General features: G+C 73.2%; 21 protein-coding genes and 1 tRNA gene. 11 read left to right on the forward strand and 11 right to left on the reverse strand.

Annotation, left to right across the window (positions count from 1 at the left end):
- Window positions 1-30: 30 nt before the first annotated feature.
- From AC5WRL_RS01100 to AC5WRL_RS01145, 10 genes are all read right to left on the reverse strand, one after another.
- Window positions 31-924: a hypothetical protein gene (locus tag AC5WRL_RS01100; RefSeq protein ID WP_496086300.1), complete on the reverse strand. Its 894-nt coding sequence runs from the start codon at window positions 922-924 to the stop codon at window positions 31-33.
- Window positions 925-983: 59 nt separating this feature from the next.
- Window positions 984-2,240 carry an MDR family MFS transporter gene (locus tag AC5WRL_RS01105; protein WP_496086301.1) on the reverse strand — a complete coding sequence of 419 codons (1,257 nt, stop codon included), beginning with the start codon at window positions 2,238-2,240 and terminating at the stop codon, window positions 984-986.
- Window positions 2,237-4,051, reverse strand: a complete 1,815-nt coding sequence (locus tag AC5WRL_RS01110; RefSeq protein ID WP_496086302.1) for an ABC transporter permease subunit — start codon at window positions 4,049-4,051, stop codon at window positions 2,237-2,239. The genes AC5WRL_RS01105 and AC5WRL_RS01110 overlap by 4 nt, the downstream gene beginning before the upstream one ends.
- 5 nt (window positions 4,052-4,056) lie before the next feature.
- A complete protein-coding gene (locus AC5WRL_RS01115) occupies window positions 4,057-5,565 on the reverse strand; it encodes an ABC transporter substrate-binding protein (protein WP_496086303.1) in 1,509 nt (502 codons plus the stop codon).
- Between the two features lie 43 nt (window positions 5,566-5,608).
- A complete protein-coding gene (locus AC5WRL_RS01120; RefSeq protein WP_496086304.1) occupies window positions 5,609-6,172 on the reverse strand; it encodes a GNAT family N-acetyltransferase in 564 nt (187 codons plus the stop codon).
- 79 nt (window positions 6,173-6,251) lie between these two features.
- Window positions 6,252-6,626, reverse strand: a complete 375-nt coding sequence (locus AC5WRL_RS01125; protein ID WP_496086305.1) for a fluoride efflux transporter FluC — start codon at window positions 6,624-6,626, stop codon at window positions 6,252-6,254.
- Window positions 6,623-7,066, reverse strand: coding sequence for a fluoride efflux transporter FluC (locus AC5WRL_RS01130; protein ID WP_496086306.1), 444 nt, complete (start codon window positions 7,064-7,066; stop codon window positions 6,623-6,625). The genes AC5WRL_RS01125 and AC5WRL_RS01130 overlap by 4 nt, the downstream gene beginning before the upstream one ends.
- Before the next feature lie 43 nt (window positions 7,067-7,109).
- Complete coding sequence (locus AC5WRL_RS01135) at window positions 7,110-8,183, reverse strand: ferric reductase-like transmembrane domain-containing protein (protein WP_496086307.1); 1,074 nt, start codon at window positions 8,181-8,183, stop codon at window positions 7,110-7,112.
- Between the two features lie 380 nt (window positions 8,184-8,563).
- On the reverse strand, window positions 8,564-9,151 hold the full coding sequence (locus AC5WRL_RS01140) for a sigma-70 family RNA polymerase sigma factor (protein ID WP_496086308.1): 588 nt from the start codon (window positions 9,149-9,151) through the stop codon (window positions 8,564-8,566).
- A gap of 211 nt (window positions 9,152-9,362) precedes the next feature.
- Window positions 9,363-9,890 carry a hypothetical protein gene (locus AC5WRL_RS01145; protein WP_496086309.1) on the reverse strand — a complete coding sequence of 176 codons (528 nt, stop codon included), beginning with the start codon at window positions 9,888-9,890 and terminating at the stop codon, window positions 9,363-9,365.
- Between the two features lie 302 nt (window positions 9,891-10,192).
- On the opposite strand from AC5WRL_RS01145, the gene AC5WRL_RS01150 reads away from it, so the two are divergent.
- The 9 genes from AC5WRL_RS01150 to AC5WRL_RS01190 all read left to right on the forward strand — a co-directional run bounded on the left by AC5WRL_RS01150 (window position 10,193) and on the right by AC5WRL_RS01190 (window position 18,752).
- Entirely contained in the window at window positions 10,193-10,939 is a 747-nt protein-coding gene (locus AC5WRL_RS01150; protein WP_496086787.1) for a class I SAM-dependent methyltransferase, read from the forward strand.
- 5 nt (window positions 10,940-10,944) lie between these two features.
- Window positions 10,945-11,988 (forward strand): pyridoxal-phosphate dependent enzyme, encoded by a 1,044-nt coding sequence (locus AC5WRL_RS01155; RefSeq protein ID WP_496086310.1) that lies wholly within the window; start codon window positions 10,945-10,947, stop codon window positions 11,986-11,988.
- Window positions 11,985-13,214: an ATP-grasp domain-containing protein gene (locus AC5WRL_RS01160; protein ID WP_496086311.1), complete on the forward strand. Its 1,230-nt coding sequence runs from the start codon at window positions 11,985-11,987 to the stop codon at window positions 13,212-13,214. Before AC5WRL_RS01155 ends, AC5WRL_RS01160 begins: the two co-directional genes overlap by 4 nt.
- A gap of 81 nt (window positions 13,215-13,295) precedes the next feature.
- Window positions 13,296-13,751 (forward strand): S26 family signal peptidase, encoded by a 456-nt coding sequence (locus AC5WRL_RS01165; RefSeq protein WP_496086312.1) that lies wholly within the window; start codon window positions 13,296-13,298, stop codon window positions 13,749-13,751.
- The gene (locus AC5WRL_RS01170; RefSeq protein ID WP_496086313.1) at window positions 13,748-15,574 is read left to right on the forward strand and encodes an AfsR/SARP family transcriptional regulator; all 1,827 of its coding nucleotides are present in this window, start codon (window positions 13,748-13,750) and stop codon (window positions 15,572-15,574) included. The genes AC5WRL_RS01165 and AC5WRL_RS01170 overlap by 4 nt, the downstream gene beginning before the upstream one ends.
- Before the next feature lie 84 nt (window positions 15,575-15,658).
- Window positions 15,659-15,850 (forward strand): hypothetical protein, encoded by a 192-nt coding sequence (locus tag AC5WRL_RS01175; protein ID WP_496086314.1) that lies wholly within the window; start codon window positions 15,659-15,661, stop codon window positions 15,848-15,850.
- Between the two features lie 3 nt (window positions 15,851-15,853).
- Window positions 15,854-16,402 (forward strand): MauE/DoxX family redox-associated membrane protein, encoded by a 549-nt coding sequence (locus tag AC5WRL_RS01180; protein ID WP_496086315.1) that lies wholly within the window; start codon window positions 15,854-15,856, stop codon window positions 16,400-16,402.
- Window positions 16,399-16,908 carry a peroxiredoxin family protein gene (locus AC5WRL_RS01185; protein WP_496086316.1) on the forward strand — a complete coding sequence of 170 codons (510 nt, stop codon included), beginning with the start codon at window positions 16,399-16,401 and terminating at the stop codon, window positions 16,906-16,908. The genes AC5WRL_RS01180 and AC5WRL_RS01185 overlap by 4 nt, the downstream gene beginning before the upstream one ends.
- Window positions 16,905-18,752: an ABC transporter ATP-binding protein gene (locus AC5WRL_RS01190; protein ID WP_496086317.1), complete on the forward strand. Its 1,848-nt coding sequence runs from the start codon at window positions 16,905-16,907 to the stop codon at window positions 18,750-18,752. Before AC5WRL_RS01185 ends, AC5WRL_RS01190 begins: the two co-directional genes overlap by 4 nt.
- Here the strand turns inward: AC5WRL_RS01190 and AC5WRL_RS01195 are convergent.
- Window positions 18,715-18,802, reverse strand: a tRNA-Leu gene (locus tag AC5WRL_RS01195). The two genes, AC5WRL_RS01190 and AC5WRL_RS01195, sit on opposite strands and share 38 nt — an antisense overlap.
- A 105-nt stretch (window positions 18,803-18,907) precedes the next feature.
- On the opposite strand from AC5WRL_RS01195, the gene AC5WRL_RS01200 reads away from it, so the two are divergent.
- Window positions 18,908-20,230, forward strand: a complete 1,323-nt coding sequence (locus tag AC5WRL_RS01200) for a M20/M25/M40 family metallo-hydrolase (RefSeq protein ID WP_496086318.1) — start codon at window positions 18,908-18,910, stop codon at window positions 20,228-20,230.
- Between the two features lie 124 nt (window positions 20,231-20,354).
- Window positions 20,355-20,588: a chaplin gene (locus AC5WRL_RS01205; RefSeq protein ID WP_496086319.1), complete on the forward strand. Its 234-nt coding sequence runs from the start codon at window positions 20,355-20,357 to the stop codon at window positions 20,586-20,588.
- The last annotated feature ends 67 nt before the right edge of the window (window positions 20,589-20,655 follow it).

Below are 20,655 nucleotides of genomic sequence, written 5' to 3' on the forward strand. Positions count from 1 at the left end.
CCCTCCACCGTAAGCCCCCGGACGGCGGCCTCAGAGCGGCAGCCGGCCCGCCCGGTGCAGGGTCGCTACGGCCTTCACCGTGGCGTAGCCGCGCCACTCCAGGGTGGCGGCCGGGGAGAAGCCGGCGAAGTCGACCTGCCAGCCGCCGTCCGGCTGCTGCTGTTCGGCCAGCCGGTCCAGTTCGGCCTCGATCACCCCGGGGCGCAGCAGCGCGCCCGCCGGGCTGCCCGGCAGCGGGGCGAAGTCGAGCGCGCGCAGGGTCTCGCCCTCGCTGCCGCCCTCGACCGGGAGCAGGCCGCTGTCCGGTACGTACGCCCCGAGCCGCGCCAGCAGGCCCGCCGCCTCCGGAACGCGCTCGTGCGCGGCGTCCAGGAAGCGGACGGCGAACGACAGCGCGATCGCGTGCGGCCGGGCGTCCAGGGCGGCGATGGTGTCCAGGCAGTACCTCGTGGCCCGCGCCAGCCACGGGTGCCCGGCGACGGCCGGATCGTGCGCGGCGACCCGGTGTGCCGCCCCGGCGGCGAACGCGGTGCTCTGCAAGGCGGAGACCGTCGGGTCGGCCTGCGCCCAGAACGGCGCGCACGCCGTGGCGTCGGCGACCGGCAGCGCGAACGGCAGCCCACCGTCCGGCAGCGTCACCGAGCCGAGCCAGTCGCACAACTCGACGGCACGCGGGGTCGTCACGGGCGCGATGTCCTCGAACGCCTCGAAGGCGTGCAGGGCGCCGCCCGGCTGGCTCTCGGGGGCGCGCAGATCCGGTTCCAGCCCCCAGCCGTATCCGCCGTCCGGGTTGCGGTAGCCGTCCACGGCGGCCAGCACCGCCGCCGGGCCCACCCGCCCGGCCAGCAGTTCGAAGCGGCGGCGGTCAAGTACGCGCCCGTGCGCGGCCAGAAACGCCGCCGCGCCGGAAAGGTCGATGATCATGGGCCCAGCATGCCGCGTTCCGGTACGGGGAGTCTTGAACGGATCGGACGTGTTCGGGGCTACGTGCGACGGCGCGGCGTGCCCGGCAGCAGCGCCACCGCCAGCGCCGGTACGGCGGCCAGCACCAGCCACGGCACGGCGGGCGGCAGCCCCAGCTGGAGCAGGGCGCCGGTCGCCGAACTGCCCACCAGGACCAGCAGCCCGGACACCGACGACAGCGCGCCCATGTACAGCCCCAGCCGCCCGTCCGCCGCGAAGTCGGGCACCCAGGCGCGGGCCGCGGGCACGATCAGCATCTGGCCGACGGTGAGCAGCACCACGAACCCGGCGGCCGGCAGCAGCCCCGTCCAGCCCGTCCACCCCGCCGGGCGCGCCGCCGCCACGACCGCGAACCCGGCCGCCACCAGCAGCAGCCCGGCGGCCATCGAACGCCGCAGATCCAGCCGGTCACCCGCCCAGCGGCTGACCGGCAGCTGGACGAACACCACCAGCAGCGAGGACAGCGCGAACAGCCAGGACAGCGGCGCCTGCGAGCCCGCCGCCCGTTCCACCTCCTGCGGCAGCGCGAGATACAGCTGGTTGTAGGCGAGCAGATAGCTGCCGTACGCGCAGCACAGCGCGAGAAAGCGCCGGTCGCGCAGCAGGACGGCCACTCCGCCCCGCTCCCGGGTACGTTCCCGGCCGGGGATGTGCTGCGGCATCAGCCGCGCGTGCCCGGCGAGCACGACCACGAAGACCCCGGCCCCGCACAGGCAGGCGGTGCGGAAGTCGACGGCCAGCAGCAGACCGCCGAGCAGCGGGCCGATGAACGCACCGGCCTGTCCGGCCGCGGAGAACAGGGCCAGTACGCGGGTACGCGGGCCGTTCCCCTCCGCCTCCCACACCACCGCCTGCCGGGCCACCTCCGATTCCACGGCCGGGGAGAACAGCGCGGCGGCGAAGCCGATCAGCAGTACCGCGCCGATCACCGACCAGGTCTCCGCCGCGAACCCCAGCCAGCCGAAGCCGGCGATCCGCAGCGCGCAGCCCACCAGGACGACCGGCCGGACCCCGTACCGGTCCACCAGCCAGCCCCCGGCCATGAAGAGCCCCTGCTGGCTGAAGGTCCGCAGCCCCAGGACGAACCCGACCAGCCAGCCCGCCATCCCGATCGCCGTGCCGAGATGCTCGGCGAGGAACGGCAGCACGGCGAAGAAGCCGATGTTGAAGGCGAACTGGGTCCCGATCAGCAGCCGCAGCAGCGACGGCAGCCGGCTCCACAGCCGCTCACGCTCGCGTTCCGGCTTCGCGCCGGTGCCCGCGTACACCTCGCTCATCGCGGCACCCCGGGCGCGGCCGGAACGGCGGATGCGGCGGATGCGGCGGATGCGGCGGGTTCGGCCGGTGCGCGGCGCCGCGCACCGGCCCACGGCAGCCGCACCCCGCCCGCCGCCGTCACCGCGAACGCGCCGAGCAGCGCCAGTACGCCGGCCGGCGCCAGCACCGTCCACGGGGCGCGTTCGACGTACGGCTGGTTCTCCGCCAGCAGCAGCCCCCACTCGGGCGAAGGCGGCTGGGCACCAAGACCGAGGAAGCCCAGCGCGGCCAGGCTCAGGGCGATGCCGGGCAGCCGGATCAGGGCGTGCCGGACCACCGGCGGGAGCACGGCCGGCAGCAGCACCCGGCGCAGCAGATAGCGCGGCCCGGCGCCCAGCGCCCGGGTCGCGGTCACATGCAGGGCCGCCCGCTCCTGCCGCAGCAGCGCGGCGGTGTGCGCGGCCAGCGGCGTCCACGCCACGGCCGCCACCGCCAGCGCGGGGGTCCACGGCCCGCCGCCCAGCACGCCGGTGACCAGCAGCGCGGCCAGCACCGGCGGTACGGCGTTGACCGTGTCCACCAACGGCTCCGACAGCCGGGGCAGCAGCCCCAGCAGCACCCCGGCCAGCAGCGCGACGGCGCTCACCGCCAGCGCGGTGCCGAGCGTACTGAGCGCGCCGTGCGCGACCCGGGCCAGCAGATCCCGGCCGAGCGCGTCGGTGCCGAACGGCTGCGCCCAGGACGGCGCCCGCAGCCGGGCCCCGGTGTCCAGCGCGAGCGGGTCGCGGGGCAGGCCGAGCCCGATGACGGCGGCGAGCCCCAGTCCGTACCACAGCGGTGCGACACGCGGCCCGGTCCTGGCCGGCCGGTACGCGGAGTGCAGCGCGCCGTCGCGCAGCGCGGGACCGATCAGCCGCCGCGCGCCGAACCGGGCCAGCGCGCCGGTCGCCGCCGCCAGCAGGACCAGCGCGAGCGCCCCGGTCTGGAGTACGGGCAGGTCCTGGGCCACGGCGGCCCGCAGCGTGAGGCGGCCGAGCCCCGGGATGTCGAAGATCTGCTCGACGGCCACCGCACCGCCGGTCAGGCCGACCACGAACAGCCCCAGATTGGGCAGCAGCCCGGGCACACAGCGGCGCAGCGCGTGCCGGGCCACGGCACCCGGCGGGATGCCGCGCGCGACGGCGGCCGGCAGCCACGCCTCGCCGAACGCGGCGGGCAGCCGGTCGGCCAGCAGCCGCCCGAGCACCGCGCCGGCGGGCAGGCCCAGCGCGAGCGAGGGCAGCACCATCCACCGCGGGCCGTACCAGCCCAGCGCCGGCAGCCACCCCAGTTGTACGCCGATGACGGACGCCAGCACGGAGGCGACCAGGAACTCGGGCAGCGCGGCCAGCATCGCCGCCCCGGTGCCGCCGCCGCGCCGCCCGCCGGGCCGGTGCCGGGCGCCGTGCCGCAGCGGACCGGCGCAGATCGCCGCGGCCGTGGCCAGGGCGACGAGCAGCGCCCCGGCCATCAGCAGCAGGGACACCCCCAGCGCCTGCGTCACGGCGGGCAGTACGTCGCCGCCCGACACCCACGAGCGGCCCGCGTCGCCGTGCGCCAGCCCGCTCAGCCAGTTGCCGAGCAGGGTGAGCGGGCCGTCGTCCAGGCCGAGTTCGTCCCGGATGGCGCGCAGCGTCTCCGGGGTCGGGGCGCGTTCGGCGGCGCGGGCCTTGAGCACGGTCAGCGCGGGGTCGGTGCGGGACAGCCACGGCAGCAGGCCGATCGCGCCGATCAGCGCCGCCAGGAGCACCGTGCGCCACAGCAGGGCGCGGCCCCGCAAGGTTGCGGTCATGGACGTCAGCGCCGGGTTCCGGTGCCGACGATCACCCGCTCGTACGGGTCGAGGACCGCGCCCGTGACCCCCGGACCGATGCCGGCCACGACCTTCAGGTGCACCAGCGGGATCTCCGCGTCGGTGCCCAGGATCGCGGCCTCCGCCCGCATCGCGGCGTCCTGCCGCGCGGCCGGGTCGGACTCGGCGCGGGCGGCGGCGATCAGGCCGTCGATGTGCTCGTCGCACAGGCCGGACAGATTGAAGCTGCCGTCGCAGGCGTAGCCGCTGGCCAGGACGGTGACCGGATCGCCGGTGTCCAGCATCACATTGCGGGAGACCACGGCGGCGTCGAACTCCCCGGCCAGCAGGTCGCTTTCCAGCCGCGCGTAGGTGCGTACCTCAAGGCGTACGGTGAACCCGGCGCGCTCCAGCTGCTGCTGGACGACCTGGGCGGCCTCCGGCAGTTCGGGGCGGTCGCTGTAGGTGGCGATCGTGATGCTCCGGCCGCCGGGGTCGGTGGCCAAAGCCCGCCCGACCGGGGCGCCGCGCTTGCCGGCCGGCCAGGTCAGGGCGGGGCCGTACAGCCCCTGGGCCGGCTCCGCGTACCCCTCGTAGACGCCCTCGGCGACGGCGGAGGTGTCGATCGCCTCGCGGGCGGCGGCCCGCAGTCCCGGGTCCTCGAAGACCCCGCCCCGGGTGTTGAGGAACAGACTCGTGTTGCGGGCGGTGTTCACCTCGTGCACGGTGCCCGGGTCCAGTGCGGCGACCTGCGCGACCGGGACCGCCTCGGCGATGTCCACCTCGCCGGTGCGCAGGGCGTTGGCCCGGGCGGTGCCGTCCGATATGTACCGCGCGTCGATCCCGGCCGCCTGGGCGCGACCGCCCCAGTAGGCGTCGAAACGGTCCAGGGTGGCCGCCGTGTCCCCGGTGATGCCGGTGAGTTCGAAGGGGCCGGTGGCGGTGCCGACCGGATCCACCGTGCCGTCCGCGCCGTACGCCGCGGGGGCGAACACCGCCAGGCTCGGATTGGACAGCCGCAGCGGCAGCACCGGATCGGGCTCGGCGGTGCCCACCCGTACCTGCCGGTCGCCCACCGCCTCGGCGGTCAGCCGCACCCCTGAGAGCGCGGACGGGGCGGGTTCGGCAGCCGCGGCGTGGCCGAGGGCGGCGGCGACGGCCTGCGCGGTGACCTCACTGCCGTCCTGGAACGTCGCCTCGCGCAGGGTGAAGAGCCAGCTCCTGCCGTCCTGCTCGCCGCTCCACGACGCGGCGAGCGCGGGTACGGCCGTGCCGTTGGCGTCCAGCGCCGTCAGCCCCTCGACGACCCCGAGCCGGGACAGGTCGTAGGCGTCCATCCCGTACGGGGAGTAGTTCTCGGCCGGCGGGAAGGCGAGCGCGACGCGCAGCCGCCCGCCGTCGTCCGTACCCGCGGAGCCGGCGGCCGGGGAACCGCCCCCGGAGGAGGCGAAGCAGCCGGCGAGCAGGGGGACGAGCAGCAGCCCGGCTATCAGCCGCGGGCGGGGAGTTCTCATGGTCCTCGTTCTGGCTTCCCTAGGCCGACTGGCCGGTTGACGGTCAGATCAGGGGTATCTCGAAGTGCACGACGTCGCTGCCGGCGCCGGGCGGCCCCGCGCTCTCGCCCTTCGCGCCGCGTCCGTCCCGCTCGTCGCACACGATCTTGCCCAGCGACTGCCACAGGCCCAGCGCCCCGGGGGAGTGGGCATAGGTGTGCAGATACACCGACCGGTAACCGCCGTCGGCCCGCGCGAAGTCCAGCAGCCCGGCCACCAGCCACCCGGCGAGCCCGCGCCGCCGGTGCTGGGGGCGTACGTACACCCGCCGCAGCTGGGCCGTCTCGCCCGAGGGGTACCGCTCGGCCAGCCAGCGGGGGTTGGGCGGGTGCGCCGGGCCGCGCGCGTCGAGCGCGGCGGTGCCGGCCACCGACCCGTCCGCCTCGTCCACCGCGACCAGCAGGGTGTGCCGGGGCGGGAGCAGATAGAACGACTCCGGGTCGATGATGTCGGCGTGCCACGGCGGCACGTACCCGGTGCCGAAGTCGCGGTACACGGTGTCGAGCATCACCCCGCGCGCCTCGTCGAGGTCGGCGGCGGTGGCCGTTCTGATGCGGTACTCATGCACCTGCGAATAATAAGCAGAAGCATGCGAACGGAAGAAGGCCGGATCCCGGCGCCCGGGTGTGACGCGCGTGACGTACGCGTCAGGCCCAGCACGCGTGGGCGAGCGTGGTGGCCAGGTAGGCGGTGCCGAGCCCGGCGACGACGCTGACCACCGCGTTGACCGCGGCGAAGAACCGGGCCCCGGTCTCGGCCAGTCGCAGCGTCTCGAAGGAGAACGTGGAGTAGGTGCTCAGCGTCGCGCACAGCCCGGGTCCGACGAGGTGCTGGAGCGCCTGCGGGACGGTGGTGGCCGTGGCCGCCCCGGTGAGGAACCCGAGCCCGGCGCAGGCGGCGATGTTGACCCCGAAGGTGCCCCAGGGGAAGACGGTGTCGTGGCGGGCCTGCACGGCGCGGTCGGCGAGATAGCGCAACGGGGCCCCGACGATCGCGCCGGCGATGACCATCAGCCAGTTCATGCCGCCTGACCCCGTTCCGCCGCCGGGGGACGGGGCAGGACCAGCAGCCGGGTGAGCCCGGCCGCCGCCCAGACCGCGGCCAGCGCGGCGCTGAGCGTGGCCGCGGCATAGAGCAGTCCGCTGCCGGGGTGACCGCCGTCCAGGAGCCGCTGGGTGTCGACGGTGGCGGTGGAGAAGGTGGTGTAGCCGCCGAGCACCCCGGTGCCCAGGAACGGCCGCACCAGGGGATGGACGGTGGCGCGCTCGGTGATCAGCACCATGAGGACGCCCATGGCGGCACAGCCGGTGACATTGATCCAGAACGTCGTCCAGGGAAAGGCGGCCGGGCCGGTGGGCCAGATCAGGGTGGCGCCGTAGCGGGCACAGGCCCCGATCACGCCGCCGGCGGCGACCGCGGCGAGCACCGCGGCCCGCCGGGGCGCCTTGTGCTGGTCGTCCATACCGGTTCTGGACTCCCTGGTGCGGGGGGTTGGGTCCTCCCCATTATCGGGGTGGGGACAGCCGGCCGGTGTCACTCCGGGTGTCGGGGCGCAGCCGCAGGACGACCACCACCAGGGCCAGGGTGAGGGCGAGCAGGCCGGCCCAGATGATCCAGCGTTCGGGCCAGACGCCGGGCGAGGAGCCGCCGAGGTCGTCGGGGTCCCGGCCGCCGTCGGCCCCGGTCACGATGACGGCCAGCAGCCCCAGGGCGGTGCCGATCACCACGAGGCGGCCGGCCAGCCGTACGGTCAGCGGGAGCGGCCGGCCGCCCAGCCGCAGGCGCTCGCGGGGGCGGGCCGGGGCCATCAGCCGGGCGAGCAGCAGTCCCGCGATCGGCAGTTGGAGGGCCCACACCAGGGTGCGGAACGAGCCGTCGAACCAGACGTTGGTGCCGTACAGCAGCGTGTGCCACACGCTGAGCACGTACACCACGATCACGAACCGGTGCAGCGCCACCCACATCCTGCTGCCGGTGCGGTGCCGCAGATAGAACGCCAGGCTCAGCGGGATCGCCAGATACAGGGCCAGCAGCCCCAGCAGGATGGCGACCCGGCCGGTGCCGGTGGCGTACCCGCCCGGCACGAACACATCCACGAACGCCGTCCACAGACTCCGGCCGGCCCCCCAGCGGGTCAGGTTGTCCCGCAGCTGGTCGCCGAAGAAGAACACCGCGTGCATGAACATCAGCCCGATGGTGGTGAGGCTGGTGGTGCGGTGCCACTTCTCCAGCCGGGTCACCGGCAGCCCTCGCAGGCGCGGGCGCGGCCCGGAGCGCAGCAGCCCGAAGACCACGGTGAGGTACGCCCACAGCAGCCCGGACCAGCCGAACGCCTGGCACATCCAGTACATCCACAGCTCACCGGGATCATCCAGGTGCGGCATGATCGTGACCGTCGCCGACGTGCCGTTGGCCACCCGCGCGTACAGCAGCCAGTAGATGAGACCGGTGGCGATGAGCGCCAGCGACGCGTCCGGTATCGCGCCGCGCAGATCCGCCCGCAGGCCCTGCCAGTCGAAACGCCCGCGAACGCGCGGATTCCGTGCGGAGGGCGACACCGTTTCGGAGACTTCTGCCATTCCCAGTACACCGCTTTCCTGCGACACGACAAGGTATTGGCCCCGCGCTCCCAGCGTGGACAGTAACGGCGTTCCCGCCGCCGTGGAAGACGCTGTTCCGGAGTTGGCCAATGGCCGCCGGGCGGGGAACTTTCCCGGCCCGGCGACCGACCCCCGGCAGGGGTGAAAGCGCCTCAACCGGCTTTCGGACGGCCCCTTTTGCGCGCGATCACCGCTCCGGGACGTACGGCGGGCCGGCACCACCGGTGACCCACCGAGTCGGTTTCGGTGCCCGGCCACCACGCGCCGAGAGCACCGGCGCCCCGCAGAACGGGTCGGCCCGCACGCCGGGAAAGCCACCGGAGGCCCGGCGCCGGGCCTCCGGGGCCGGATGTCCGCGCTCAGCAGCCGGCCGGCGCGGCGGCGGGCCGCCGCGAGTGGCGTTCGGCCTCCACCAGCAGGGCGAGCAGGCCGGCCCGCGCCCGCGCCACCCGGGACCGCACGGTGCCGATCGGACAGCCCAGCCGGCGGGCCGCCTCCTCGTAGGGCAGCCCGAGGACCTGTGTCAGTACGAAGGCGCTGCGGCGCTCGTACGGCAGGGCCGCCAGCAGTTGGGTCAGCGCGATCCCGTCCTCGAAGCCCGGCAGACCACGCGGCTGGGCCCGTTCGACGGCGGTCTGCCAGTCCTCCCAGTGGGCGAGCCTGGGTCTCGCGGAGGCCCGCCGCACACTGTCGGCGACGGTGTGCCGGGCTATGGACAGCATCCAGGTACGGGCGGAGGAGCGGCCCTCGAACCCGTGCAGGCTGCGCAGTGCCCGCACAAACGTGTCCTGCACGAGGTCTTCGGCCAGCCGCGGATCGCCGGCGAGATGGGCCACGAAACGGCGCACATCGCGGTACAGAGCGCGGACGAAGGCGTCCACGGCCACCGGATCACCGCAGCGGGCGGCCAGCGCGAGCCGGGTGACGGGATCGTCGGCGGCGGCCATGGGGGGTCGCGGGTGGGGCACAGCCAGGGCAGGCATCATCGGTACACCAGTCATTCGTGTCACCGGACGCGGACGCGCGAAGGACGTACGAAGGACGCGCGGGAGGGGAGGGGGGACCGCGCCCGTGGGGGGCCGGCCCGTTGGGTGACGGGCCGGGTGCCGCCGCCGGAGGATCGTTCCGGCAACCGAACCGGCTGTCAGCTGCTGGAAGTCAGTTGACAGCGGACCCGGCCGGCGGCCCCCGGGTGGTCACGATGTGCGGCGCCGGGCCACGCCGCCGCCGACGGGGCCGGGCCACGCCCACCGGGCAGGGCCGCCGGGCCGGGAGCGGCGGGCGGCGCAGCAGCCGCAGCGGGGCCAGCAGCCAGCCGCCCATGGCCCGGGTGATCCGGAAGAAGGCGCGCTCCCCGTGGGCCAGCCAGAGGCCGGACGCCAGCGCCGCGGCGAGGTGGGCGCCGGCCATGCCGGACCCGGCCGCCCCGGGCTCCGGATGCTCGACGTGCGCCGCGGGATGGGCGCCGCTCGCCGTCGTCGTGAGGGAGAAGGCCAGGTGCAGCGCCACCTGGGCGGCCACCGTGGCACTCAGCACGGCCGGTACGCCCCGTTCCTTCCCGGTCAGAAACCAGGTCGCGCCCCAGACCGCCGGCAGCGCGGCGGCCAGCGCCCACCACGGCAGCGGTGCCCCGGAGGCGTGCACATGACCGGCGGCGGCGAGCAGCACGCACAGGGCCGCGAACATCGCGGCCCTCACTACCCTGCTCGGTCGGCTCCCGGCTGTGCCCATGGCGGTTCATCCTCGCATCGGCGGCCCCGCTGGGGGAGGGTGCGCGAGCGGAACAATGTGCCGGTTTCCCGGAGCCGGGTCCCCGAAAGGAAAACCGGTAACCCGCTGATGAGTCGGCTGTGGAGGGCCATTGGTTCCCGGCAAAAGCCGGCCGATCGTGCCGATTTCTCAAGGGTTTTGCCCAGGGAGCCCAGGGGCACCATGGAACTGCTTATCGGGTCGCATTTCTCATGGTGTCCGAAGCGGGTGACGGCGACATGCAATGGTACGAGGACGAGGCATTCTGGGCGGACTTCTCAAGCACCATGTTTTCAACCCGAAGACGGGACGAAATGGCCCGCCTGGTGGACACCTCACCCCTCCTCTCCTTCGGGCCCGGGGAGCGAGTGCTCGACCTGTGCTGCGGACCCGGGATATTCCTCGTGCCGCTCGCCCGCCGCGGAACCGCCGTGACCGGGCTGGACCTGAGCCCGCGGCTGCTGGACCGGGCCCGCGAGGCCGCCGCCGAAGCCGGCGTACGGGCCCGGCTGATCCACGGGGACATGCTGACCCACCGCGAGCCCGCGACCTACCACGCCGTGCTCAACCTCTTCACCTCCTTCGGCTACTTCGAGCGGCACGAGGACAACACCCGGGTGCTGCGCAACGCCTTCGACTCCCTCGTCCCCGGCGGCCGGCTGCTGATCGACGTCATGGGCAAGGAGGTGCTGGCCGGCTGGATCGGCCGGCCCCAGCTCGTCCAGCTGGACGACGGATACGTGATCCAGCGCGACACCGTGCTCGACAACTGGCGGCGGCTGCGCACCGACTGGACCCTGGTGCGCGACGGCACCGCCCGCGAGGCGTCCATCAGGTGCTGGCTCTACAGCGCGGCGGAACTGTGCGCGATGTTCGAGGAGGCCGGCTTCACCGGCGTCGAATGCTTCGGCGGCTTCGACGCCACCCCGTACGACCAGCACGCCGGGCGGCTCATCGTACGCGGCACCCGCCCCCCGGCCCGGTGACCGCCATGGACCCGCGACGGAACAGCCCGCCCACCCCCGTCCACGAACACATCACCGACGCCGTCAAGACCCCCGCCCTGATCCGGCTGGCACCGCACACCCTGCTGGCCCGCTTCGAGACCCTCAAGGTGTACGCCGCGCTCGGCGCCGTCCGCACCCTGCTGGAGCGCGGCACGATCACCCCAGGACAGACCCTGATCGACAGTTCGAGCGGCATCTACGCGCTGGCCCTGGCGATGGCCTGCCACCGCTACCGGCTGCGCTGCCACATCGTCGCCTCCACGACCGTCGACACCACCCTGCGTACCCAGCTGGAGATCCTCGGCGCCACCGTCGACCAGATGCCGCCCGCCCAGGACCTGCGGCTGGACCAGGAACGCCGGGTGCGACGAGTACGCGAACTCCTCACCAGCCACCCGGACATGCACTGGATGCGGCAGTACCACGACGCCATCCACTACACCGGCTACCGCGAATTCGCCGACCTGGTCGGCGCCGCGCTGCCCGGCCCCCAGCTGACCGTCATCGGCGCGGTGGGCACCGGCGCCTCCACCGCCGGACTCGTGCTGCCGCTGCGCCAACGCGGCATCTCCGTACGGCTGGTGGGCCTTCAGCCGTTCGGCAGCGTCACCTTCGGCAGCGACCGCTTCCAGGACCCCGAGGCGATCATCGCCGGGATCGGCAGCGCCATCCCGTTCGGCAACGTACGGCACGAGCTGTACGACACGCTGCACTGGATCGACTTCCGGCACGCCACCGCCGGGGCCGTCGCGCTGCTGCGCGACCACGCGGTCTTCGCCGGCCTGTCCACCGGCGCCGCCTACCTCACCGCCGGCTGGGAGGCCGCCCGGCACCCGGAACAGACCTACCTGGTCATCGGCCCCGACACCGGCCACCGCTACACCGAGCGCGCCTTCGCCCGCCACCGGGAGGCCCCCGACCCGCGCACCCTGAAACCCCATCAGATCACCGGCCTGGCCGACCTCGTACCACCCTGGTCGGTCATGGAGTGGCGGCGCCGCCCCCACCACCAGGAGAACCCGCCATGACCATCGCCGCACTTGAGCTGCTCACCTTCGGCCTCGGCCGCCAGATCCGGGCCGCGGCCCAGGCCGGCCACCGGCTGTGCCTGCTCACCAGGGACCGTACCGTCTACCGCCACGAACTCGCCCAACTTCCCCCTGACGCACTGGACATCATCGACATCGACACGCTGGACACGGCCGCCTGCGCCAACACCCTGCGCCATCTGCCCGACCTCCGGGGGCTGATCAACTCGACCGACACCTTCAGCGTCACCGGGGCCGACCTCGCCGCCGCACTCGGACTGCCGGGCCCCGACCCCGCCGCCGTCCGGCTGATCCGCGACAAACACCGCGTGCGCACCCTCCTGAACGACCGCGGCCTGAGCCGGCTGCGCTCCCAACGGATCGACCCCACCCCCGCCGCCGCCCCCAACATCCTGCGCTCCACCGGACTGCCGGCGGTCCTCAAGGACACCGCGGGCACCTCCTCCCGCGCCGTATGGCCGGTACGCGACGAGCCGGCCCTCCTGGCCGCCCTCACCGCGGCCTCCCACACCCCGCTGAAGGGCCAACTCCTCGCCGAACCCCTGCTGTCCGGCCCGCTCTACAGCGCGGAAACCCTCAGCTGGGCCGGCCGCACCACGCTCCTGGGGGTGTGCAGCCGCCACCTGTCACCCGAACCCGCTGTCCGCGAGGAGGCCGCCGCCTTCCCCGTCGCGTTCCCCGACCCCGAGCACGCGCGGATCGAGACCTGGGTGGCCGGCCTGCTGGCCGCCGTGGGCCATGACCGGGGCTTCGCCCACGTGGAGTTCGTGCTCACCACCGACGGCCCCGAACTCGTCGAGATCAACCGCCGCATCGGTGGCGCGCTGGTCGGCGAGGCGCTCTGCCGCCGACTGGGCACCAACGTCTACGCCGCCGAGATCGACATCGCCCTCGGCCGCCGCCCGCCCCTGCTCGACCCACCCCCGGCCACCGGCCCCGCCACCGCCTTCGTCCTCGTTTACGCCCCGCACCCCGGAACGCTCACCGGCTGGAGGGGACTCGACGCCCTGCCCGCCTACCCGGGCACCCCGCACTGGTACCCCACCATGGCGCCGAACGACCGCGTCGAGCACCTCACCGACCAACGCGCCTGCACCGGAATCCTCCTCACCGAGGCCCCCACCGCCGAACTCGCCCTCCACCGCGCCCACAGCGCGGCCGCCCCCGTCCACCCGATCCTCACCCCCCAGCCCCCGCCTCCCTGAGCCATGGGCCGGCCGGCGGGCCGTCCGTCCGTCCACCGGGACCTTAGTTTTGCATATGCGTCGACTTTCCGATCGTCATGGATGAGAATGCTCGACGTGGTCCTGACCGGTGTGTTCCTGGGGGCGTCGGCCATCGGCGTGGCCCTGGTGTGGTTACGCAAACATCTCATAGTGGTCAGCGTCGACGGCGCGAGCATGGCGCCCACGCTGACCCACGGTGATCGGGTACTGGTGCGGCGCCGGCGACTTCGCCAGGTACGGGTCGGCGATGTCGTCGTGCTGGAGGCCCCGGCCGCCGGGCCCTTCCCCAGCGCCGCCCCGGCAGCGGCCGACGGGCGGGTCTGGAATCTGAAGCGGGTCGCCGCCCTGCCCGGGGATCCGCTGCCGCCCGGGGTGCCCGGCGACGGCCCGGTGGCGCCCGGAGCCCTCGCGGTGCTCGGCGACAACGGCCCCCAGAGCATCGATTCCCGGCACCGGGGCCCGTACCCGGCCGAGCGGCTGATGGGGGTCGTGGTCCGCAGGCTCTCCCCACGATGAGGTTCCGGCTTCTCGGCCCGCTGGAGATCCAGGCCGACGGCCGGCAGATCCGGGTCGCCGCGGACAAGCAGCGCGTCATCATCGCCGCCCTGCTGACCTCGCCCGGCCGCGTGGTCACGGTGCCGACCCTGATCAGCGAGATCTGGGGCGAACGGGTACCGGCCTCCGCCGTGGCCAACCTCCGCACCTATGTCCTGCGATTACGGCGCAGCGATCAGGCGCTCGCCGGACGGCTGACGACCTCGCCGTCCGGCTACGCGCTGGCGGTGGAGCCCGGCGAACTGGATGTGGGCACCTTCGAGGAGGCCGCCGTGCTGGGCCGCAAGGCGCTGGCCAAGGGGGACATGGCCGCCGCCGCCGCCGCGTTCGACCTGGCGCTGGCCCAGTGGCGCGGACAACCCTTGCAGGACATCCCCTTGGGACCCGCCCTGAACGACATCGCACAGACCCTCGGTGAACACCACGCCCAAACGATCGAGGACCGCGCCGAGGCGGGCCTGGCGCTCGGGGAGCACCGGGCGATGGCGGACCGGCTGCGTTCGTTCATCGACCACCACCCGCTGCGGGAGCGCGCCAACGGCCAGCTGATGCTGGCCCTCTACCGCAGCGGAGACATCCAGGGCACGGTACGGGTGTTCCAGCGGGTGCGTGACGCACTGCGCGAGGAGCTGGGTGTCGCGCCGGGCCATGAACTGTCCCACCTCTACCGGACGATCCTGGCCCGCGATCCTGCGCTCGACGCCCGGCCGCGGGACCCCGCACCCCGCCCGCCCACCATCCCCCGGCCGCTGCCCCGGCAACTGCCTCCCCGGCCGGGCGTCTTCGTCGGGCGGACCGCCGAACGCGACCACATCACCCAGGCATTGCGCAAGAACCCCGGCCCCGTGGTGGTCGCCATCCACGGACTGGGCGGCATCGGCACCTCGGCCCTCGGACTGTGCGCCGCCCACGACAGCGCGGACCACTACCCCGACGGCCAGCTGTACGTCGATCTCCAAGGGGCCGGGCCCCGGCAGCCACCGTTGCCGCCCGGCGAAGTACTCGGCCGGCTCCTGCGCGCCCTGGGCGTCGAACCGCACCACCTCCCGCCCGCCGGCGCCGACGCCGAGGCCGCCGCGCTCCTCCAGTCCCTGCTCGCCGAACGCCGGATACTGATCCTCCTGGACAACGCGGTCGACGCCGCACAGGTCAGGCCGCTGCTGCCGGCCGGCCGCGGCTGCGCCACCGTCATCACTGGCCGGAAGGTGCTGTCCACCCTCGACGCCGAACAGATCGCCCTCGGCGAACTCACCCAGCCGGAGGCCCTGGCGGCGCTGGCGCTGCACGCGGGCGAGGCCAGGGTCGCCGCGGACCCCGAACCCGAGGCGGTCCGCGCGGTCGCGCGAGCCTGCGGCGGCCTCCCGCTGGCCGTACGGATCGCGGGCGCGCGGATCGCGGCCCGCCCCGAACTGCCGTTCAGCTGGCTGCGGGAGCGCCTGGAGCGGCGCGGTCTCACCGAGTGGTCCGCGGGCGATCTCGACCTGCGCGCCTGCTTCGCCGCCGGTTACACCACGCTGCCCGACGCCACCGCGGCCAGGCTGTTCCGGCTGCTCGGCACGGTGCGCTCCGTCCATCTGACGGCCGGCATCATCACGGCGCTGCTGGGCTGCGACGCCGCGAGCGCGGAGACCGCGCTGGATCAGCTGGTGCAGGCCCGGCTCCTGGAGACGGCCGGGCGGGGCCGCTTCCGCATGCACCAGCTGATCCGCCGGTACGCGGCCGAGTTGCGGTGCGCGGAGCCGGGCGAGGAAGGCGGGGCCAAGCGGTCTCGCCGTGGTGTATGAGCCGGTGTACGAACCGGTGTACGAGCGCCTCCTACGCTCGGCGGAGTCCGCCAACCGGAGAAAGGAACGCGCATGGTCGCTTTCATGGACAGGGTGCTGGAGCGCCTGGTGCCGAAGGCCACCGCAAGTGCCGACACCTCGTACTACGAGTGGTGCAGCGCCTGCGGCTGGATCGACGTGTTCAAGAACTACGCACGCCCCAGGAGACTGTGTCACGTCGTGGGCGGGACCAGTGGCTGCGGCCCCTGCAACGAATTCGTCATCTGCAAGCCCTGACAGATGTCCTACCTGTTTCTCGGCTGCCGCGCGCTGCTGCTCGTGGTCTTCCTCGCCGCCACGGCGGGGAAGATCCGCAGCCGCGCGGCATTCGCCGAGTTCTCGTCCTCGATCCGAGCCCTCCGGCTGCTGCCCCGGCGGCTCGCCGGCCCGGTCGCGGTGGCCGTCGTGGCCGCCGAGATCACCGCCGTGGCACTGCTCGTGGTCCCCGCCACCGTGCTCGGCGGCCTGGCCGTGGCGACCGGACTGCTGGTGGTGTTCACCACGGGCATCGTCCTGGCGCTGCGCGGCGGCCGGGCGGCCCCGTGCCGCTGCTTCGGCGCCTCGGCCACCCCGCTGGGCCTGGTCCACGTCGCACGCAACGCGGCCCTCACCGTCATCGGCTGCGCCGGCCTGGCCGTGGGGCTCACGGACACCACGGCCCGCTGGCCACCGGACCCGGCCGGAGCCGCCGTCACTCTCGCCGTCGCGCTGGTGGGTTCACTCCTGGTGGTCCGCCTGGACGACCTGGCCTTCCTGTTCACCGAACCGAACCGAGGCTCCCTGTCATGATCTTCCTTGTCATCGCGGTCGTCCTGGTCGGCCTGCTCTGCGTGCTCGACCTGCTGCTCACCCTCGCCGTACTGCGCAGACTCCGCGAACACACCGCCGAACTGGGCGAGCTGAGCGCCCGGCCGACGTTCCGGGCGTACGATCCGACGATCCTCGTCGGTACCACGTCCGCCGAACTCGCCGGTGCGTCGGGCACCCGGCTGGTGGGGTTCTTCGACGCGAACTGCGACGCGTGCCACGAACACGCCCCGGAGTTCGCCGGCCCCCTCGCCCGCGCCCACGACGATGTCCTGGCGATCGTCTCCGGCTCGGGGCGCTCCGCCGAGGAACTCATCACCGCGCTGGGGCCCGGCATACCCCTGATACGCGGCGAGGAGTCCCGGACGCTGGTCCAGCGCATCGGCCTGAAGGCATTCCCCACCTTCCTGCTCGTCCGGCCCGACGGAAGGATCCTCCGGGCGGTCACCGAACCCGGGGACCTGGCCCAGCCGGCCCCGGCCGCGTGAGCCGCCGGTACGGGACGGCACGTTCGGCGGGGATCGCCGTCAGCCTGTGCTGGCGGGCGGGGCGTGGCCGTTTCCTGGTGTACCTCGCGGCCACCGTCATCGGCGGGCTGCTGCCCACCGGCACGGCGTGGATCACCAAGTTCGTGATCGACGACCTCACCTCCCACCAGGCGGCGGGCGCCCTGCGCTGGTCCTTCGCCCTGGCCGGCGTGGGTCTTGCCTCCGGGCTGCTGCCGTACGTCACGGGCTTTCTGCGCAACGAGATGGACCGGCGGCTCGATCACCTCATGCAGGACCGGCTGTACACGGCGCTCAACGCGCTCCAGGGCCTGGCACGGTTCGAGGACCCCCGGTTCCGCAACGAGCTGACCATGGCGTCGAACGCGTCGGGCAGCGCGATGGGGGCCACCGCCGCCGGCCTGTTCGACATCGCGCGCAACCTCATCACCGTGGTCAGCCTGCTGGCGACGCTGTCCGCCCTGAGCCCGACCATGGCGGCCCTGGTGGCCGCCGCCGCGATCCCCGCCCTGCTGGGTCATCTGACGCTGTCCCGCCAGCGGGTCTCCATGCTCGCCACGATCTCCCCGGCGACCCGGCGGCAGGTCTTCTACTCGTCGCTGATCACCGACCTCACGGCGGTGAAGGAGACCCGGCTGTTCGGCCTCGGGGACTTCCTCAAGGGCCGCATGCTCGACGAACTGGCCACCCGGCACGCCGGCGAGCGCCGCGTGGACCGGCGGGAGATCCGCGTCCACGGACTGCTCACACTGCTGTCCTGCGCGCTGTCCGGGGGCGGGCTGGTGTGGGCCGTCCTCGCCGCCACCGACGGCACCCTCAGCGTCGGTTCCGTCATGGCCTTCGTGGCCGCCGTGGCCGGCGCCCAGGCCGCACTGATCAGCCTGGCGTCCGGTCTCGCCGGCACCCACCAGTCCCTCATGCTGTTCGGCTACCACCGGCGGGTCACCGCCACGCCCCAGGAACTGCGGCCCGCCACGGCCACGACGCTCCCGGCGCTGCGCCGGGGGATCGAACTGCGCGACGTGTGGTTCCGCTACGACGACAGCCACCCCTGGGTGCTGCGCGGCCTGGACCTCACCATCCCGTACGGCTCCTCGGTCGCGCTCGTCGGCCTCAACGGGGCCGGCAAGAGCACCCTGATCAAGCTGCTCTGCCGGTTCTACGACCCCACCCGGGGCACGATCCTGTGGGACGGCGTCGACATCGCGACCATCCCGCCCGACCAACTGCGCCGCAGGCTGGGCGTGCTGTTCCAGGACTTCATGTGTTACGACCTCACCGCCGCCGAGAACATCGGCATCGGCGACCTGCCCCTGCTGACCGACCTGCCGGCCGTCACGGCGGCCGCCCGGCTCGCGGACATCGACACCACCCTCGGCGAACTCCCACAGGGCTACGACACCCTGCTGAGCCGCATCTTCTTCGAGAACACCGACCAGAACGACCCGCGCACCGGTGTGATGCTCTCCGGCGGCCAGTGGCAGCGCGTCGCGCTGGCCCGCACCCTCCTGCGCCGGAACACCGACCTGCTGATCCTCGACGAACCGAGCGCCGGCCTCGACGCCGACGCGGAACACGAGATCCACCACCGCCTGCGCGCTCACCGGGCGGGCCGTACCAGCCTGCTGGTCTCCCACCGCCTGGGAGCGGTCCGGGACTCGGACCTCATCATCGTCCTGCGGGAGGGCCGACTGGCCGAACAGGGAACCCACGACGAACTCATCGCCGTACAGGGTGAATACGCCCGACTGTTTGCCCTCCAAGCCGAGGGTTATCGGGCCTGTGCTGTGGTGTCCGAGGGGGGACTTGAACCCCCACGCCCATAAGAGGGCACTAGCACCTCAAGCTAGCGCGTCTGCCATTCCGCCACCCGGACGGGGTGTGTCGCTGTGACGGGGAAACCATAGCAAAGTCCGGGCCTTGGTGATCTCCGGGGGGTGTGGGGGAGGATGGTGGGATTCCATCGTGTGAGGAGCGCAGCGTGAGCGAGTCGGACTCCAGCGGGCAGCGGGCGGAGCGGGAGGTCGTGGACCTGTGCCGGGACCTGATCCGTATCGACACCAGCAACTACGGCGATCACTCGGGACCGGGGGAGCGGGCCGCCGCCGAGTATGTCGCCGGGCAGTTGGCCGAGGTCGGTCTCGACCCGCAGATCATCGAGTCGCATCCGGGGCGGGCCTCCGTCGTGGCGCGGATCGAGGGGGAGAACCCGTCGCGGCCCGCGCTGCTCATTCACGGGCACACCGATGTGGTGCCGGCCAACGCCGAGGACTGGACGCATCATCCGTTCTCCGGCGAGATCGCCGACGGCTGTGTGTGGGGGCGCGGCGCGGTCGACATGAAGGACATGGACGCGATGACCCTCGCGGTGGTGCGGGAGCGGATGCGCAGCGGCCGCAAGCCGCCCCGGGACATCGTGCTGGCGTTTCTCGCCGACGAGGAGGCCGGGGGTGTGTACGGGGCCCGGCATCTGGTGGACAACCACCGGGATCTCTTCGACGGGGTCACCGAGGCGATCGGCGAGGTCGGCGGGTTCTCCTTCACGGTGAACGAGAAGCTGCGGCTGTATCTGGTGGAGACCGCCCAGAAGGGGATCCACTGGATGCGGCTCACCGTGGACGGCACCGCCGGGCACGGGTCGATGACCAACAACGACAACGCCATCACCGAACTGTGCGAGGCGGTCGGCCGGCTCGGCCGGCACAAGTTCCCGGTGCGGGTCACCAAGACGGTGCGGTCCTTCCTGGACGAGTTGTCGGACGCCCTGGGCACCGAGCTGGACCCGGAGAACATGGACGAGACCCTGGCCAAGCTGGGCGGCATCGCCAAGATCATCGGGGCCACGCTCCAGAACACCGCCGCCCCCACCCAGCTGGGCGCCGGCTACAAGGTCAATGTGATCCCCGGCCAGGCCACCGCCCATGTCGACGGGCGCTTCCTGCCCGGCTACGAGGAGGAGTTCCTCGCCGATCTGGACCGGATCCTGGGCCCGCGCGTCAAGCGTGAGGACGTGCACGCCGACAAGGCGGTGGAGACGTCCTTCGACGGCGCGCTGGTGGATGCCATGCAGAGCGCGCTCCAGGCACACGACCCGATCGCGCGGGCCGTGCCGTACATGCTTTCGGGCGGTACGGACGCGAAGTCCTTCGACGATCTGGGCATCCGCTGCTTCGGTTTCGCGCCGCTGAAGCTGCCCCCGGAGCTGGACTTCGCCGGGATGTTCCACGGGGTGGACGAGCGAGTGCCGGTGGAGGGGCTCCAGTTCGGGGTACGCGTTCTCGATCGTTTTCTGGACGAATGCTGATCGCTTCCGTGTGCGACGTTAGTCGGGATGGGTGAATATCCCGTCACCCTCGTAGCCTTGTTCTCGCCTCCTCGTTACTCGTGGTGCGGCCCTGCTGGGTCCGCATTGTCCACAAGGAGGAAGCATGATCAAGAAGGTCGTCGCCACCGCGGCTGCCACCGGCAGCCTGGTGCTCGCGGGTGCGGGCATGGCCGTCGCCAGCTCCGGCGCCCAGGGTGCGGCCGTGGGTTCCCCCGGTGTCATCTCCGGCAACGTCATCCAGGTGCCGATCCACATCCCGCTCAACCTGTGTGGCAACACCGTTGACATCATCGGGCTGCTGAACCCCACGTTCGGCAACACCTGCATCGCCAAGTGACGTTCGGCCCCACTCCATGAGGGCCTGACACCAGGCGGTCCCGGAGCGCGCATCCCGTGCTCCGGGA

It is taken from the genome of Streptomyces sp. NTD107 (assembly GCF_059510435.1).

Coding starts and splice junctions, on each gene's coding strand:
- AC5WRL_RS01100 (WP_496086300.1), bottom strand. CDS start 924: ATGATCATCGACCTTTCCGGCGCGGCGGCGTTTCTGGCCGCGCACGGG.
- AC5WRL_RS01105 (WP_496086301.1), bottom strand. CDS start 2,240: ATGAGCGAGGTGTACGCGGGCACCGGCGCGAAGCCGGAACGCGAGCGT.
- AC5WRL_RS01110 (WP_496086302.1), bottom strand. CDS start 4,051: ATGACCGCAACCTTGCGGGGCCGCGCCCTGCTGTGGCGCACGGTGCTC.
- AC5WRL_RS01115 (WP_496086303.1), bottom strand. CDS start 5,565: ATGAGAACTCCCCGCCCGCGGCTGATAGCCGGGCTGCTGCTCGTCCCC.
- AC5WRL_RS01125 (WP_496086305.1), bottom strand. CDS start 6,626: ATGAACTGGCTGATGGTCATCGCCGGCGCGATCGTCGGGGCCCCGTTG.
- AC5WRL_RS01130 (WP_496086306.1), bottom strand. CDS start 7,066: ATGGACGACCAGCACAAGGCGCCCCGGCGGGCCGCGGTGCTCGCCGCG.
- AC5WRL_RS01135 (WP_496086307.1), bottom strand. CDS start 8,183: ATGGCAGAAGTCTCCGAAACGGTGTCGCCCTCCGCACGGAATCCGCGC.
- AC5WRL_RS01140 (WP_496086308.1), bottom strand. CDS start 9,151: ATGGCCGCCGCCGACGATCCCGTCACCCGGCTCGCGCTGGCCGCCCGC.
- AC5WRL_RS01145 (WP_496086309.1), bottom strand. CDS start 9,890: ATGTTCGCGGCCCTGTGCGTGCTGCTCGCCGCCGCCGGTCATGTGCAC.
- AC5WRL_RS01150 (WP_496086787.1), top strand. CDS start 10,193: ATGCAATGGTACGAGGACGAGGCATTCTGGGCGGACTTCTCAAGCACC.
- AC5WRL_RS01155 (WP_496086310.1), top strand. CDS start 10,945: ATGGACCCGCGACGGAACAGCCCGCCCACCCCCGTCCACGAACACATC.
- AC5WRL_RS01160 (WP_496086311.1), top strand. CDS start 11,985: ATGACCATCGCCGCACTTGAGCTGCTCACCTTCGGCCTCGGCCGCCAG.
- AC5WRL_RS01165 (WP_496086312.1), top strand. CDS start 13,296: ATGAGAATGCTCGACGTGGTCCTGACCGGTGTGTTCCTGGGGGCGTCG.
- AC5WRL_RS01170 (WP_496086313.1), top strand. CDS start 13,748: ATGAGGTTCCGGCTTCTCGGCCCGCTGGAGATCCAGGCCGACGGCCGG.
- AC5WRL_RS01175 (WP_496086314.1), top strand. CDS start 15,659: ATGGACAGGGTGCTGGAGCGCCTGGTGCCGAAGGCCACCGCAAGTGCC.
- AC5WRL_RS01180 (WP_496086315.1), top strand. CDS start 15,854: ATGTCCTACCTGTTTCTCGGCTGCCGCGCGCTGCTGCTCGTGGTCTTC.
- AC5WRL_RS01185 (WP_496086316.1), top strand. CDS start 16,399: ATGATCTTCCTTGTCATCGCGGTCGTCCTGGTCGGCCTGCTCTGCGTG.
- AC5WRL_RS01205 (WP_496086319.1), top strand. CDS start 20,355: ATGATCAAGAAGGTCGTCGCCACCGCGGCTGCCACCGGCAGCCTGGTG.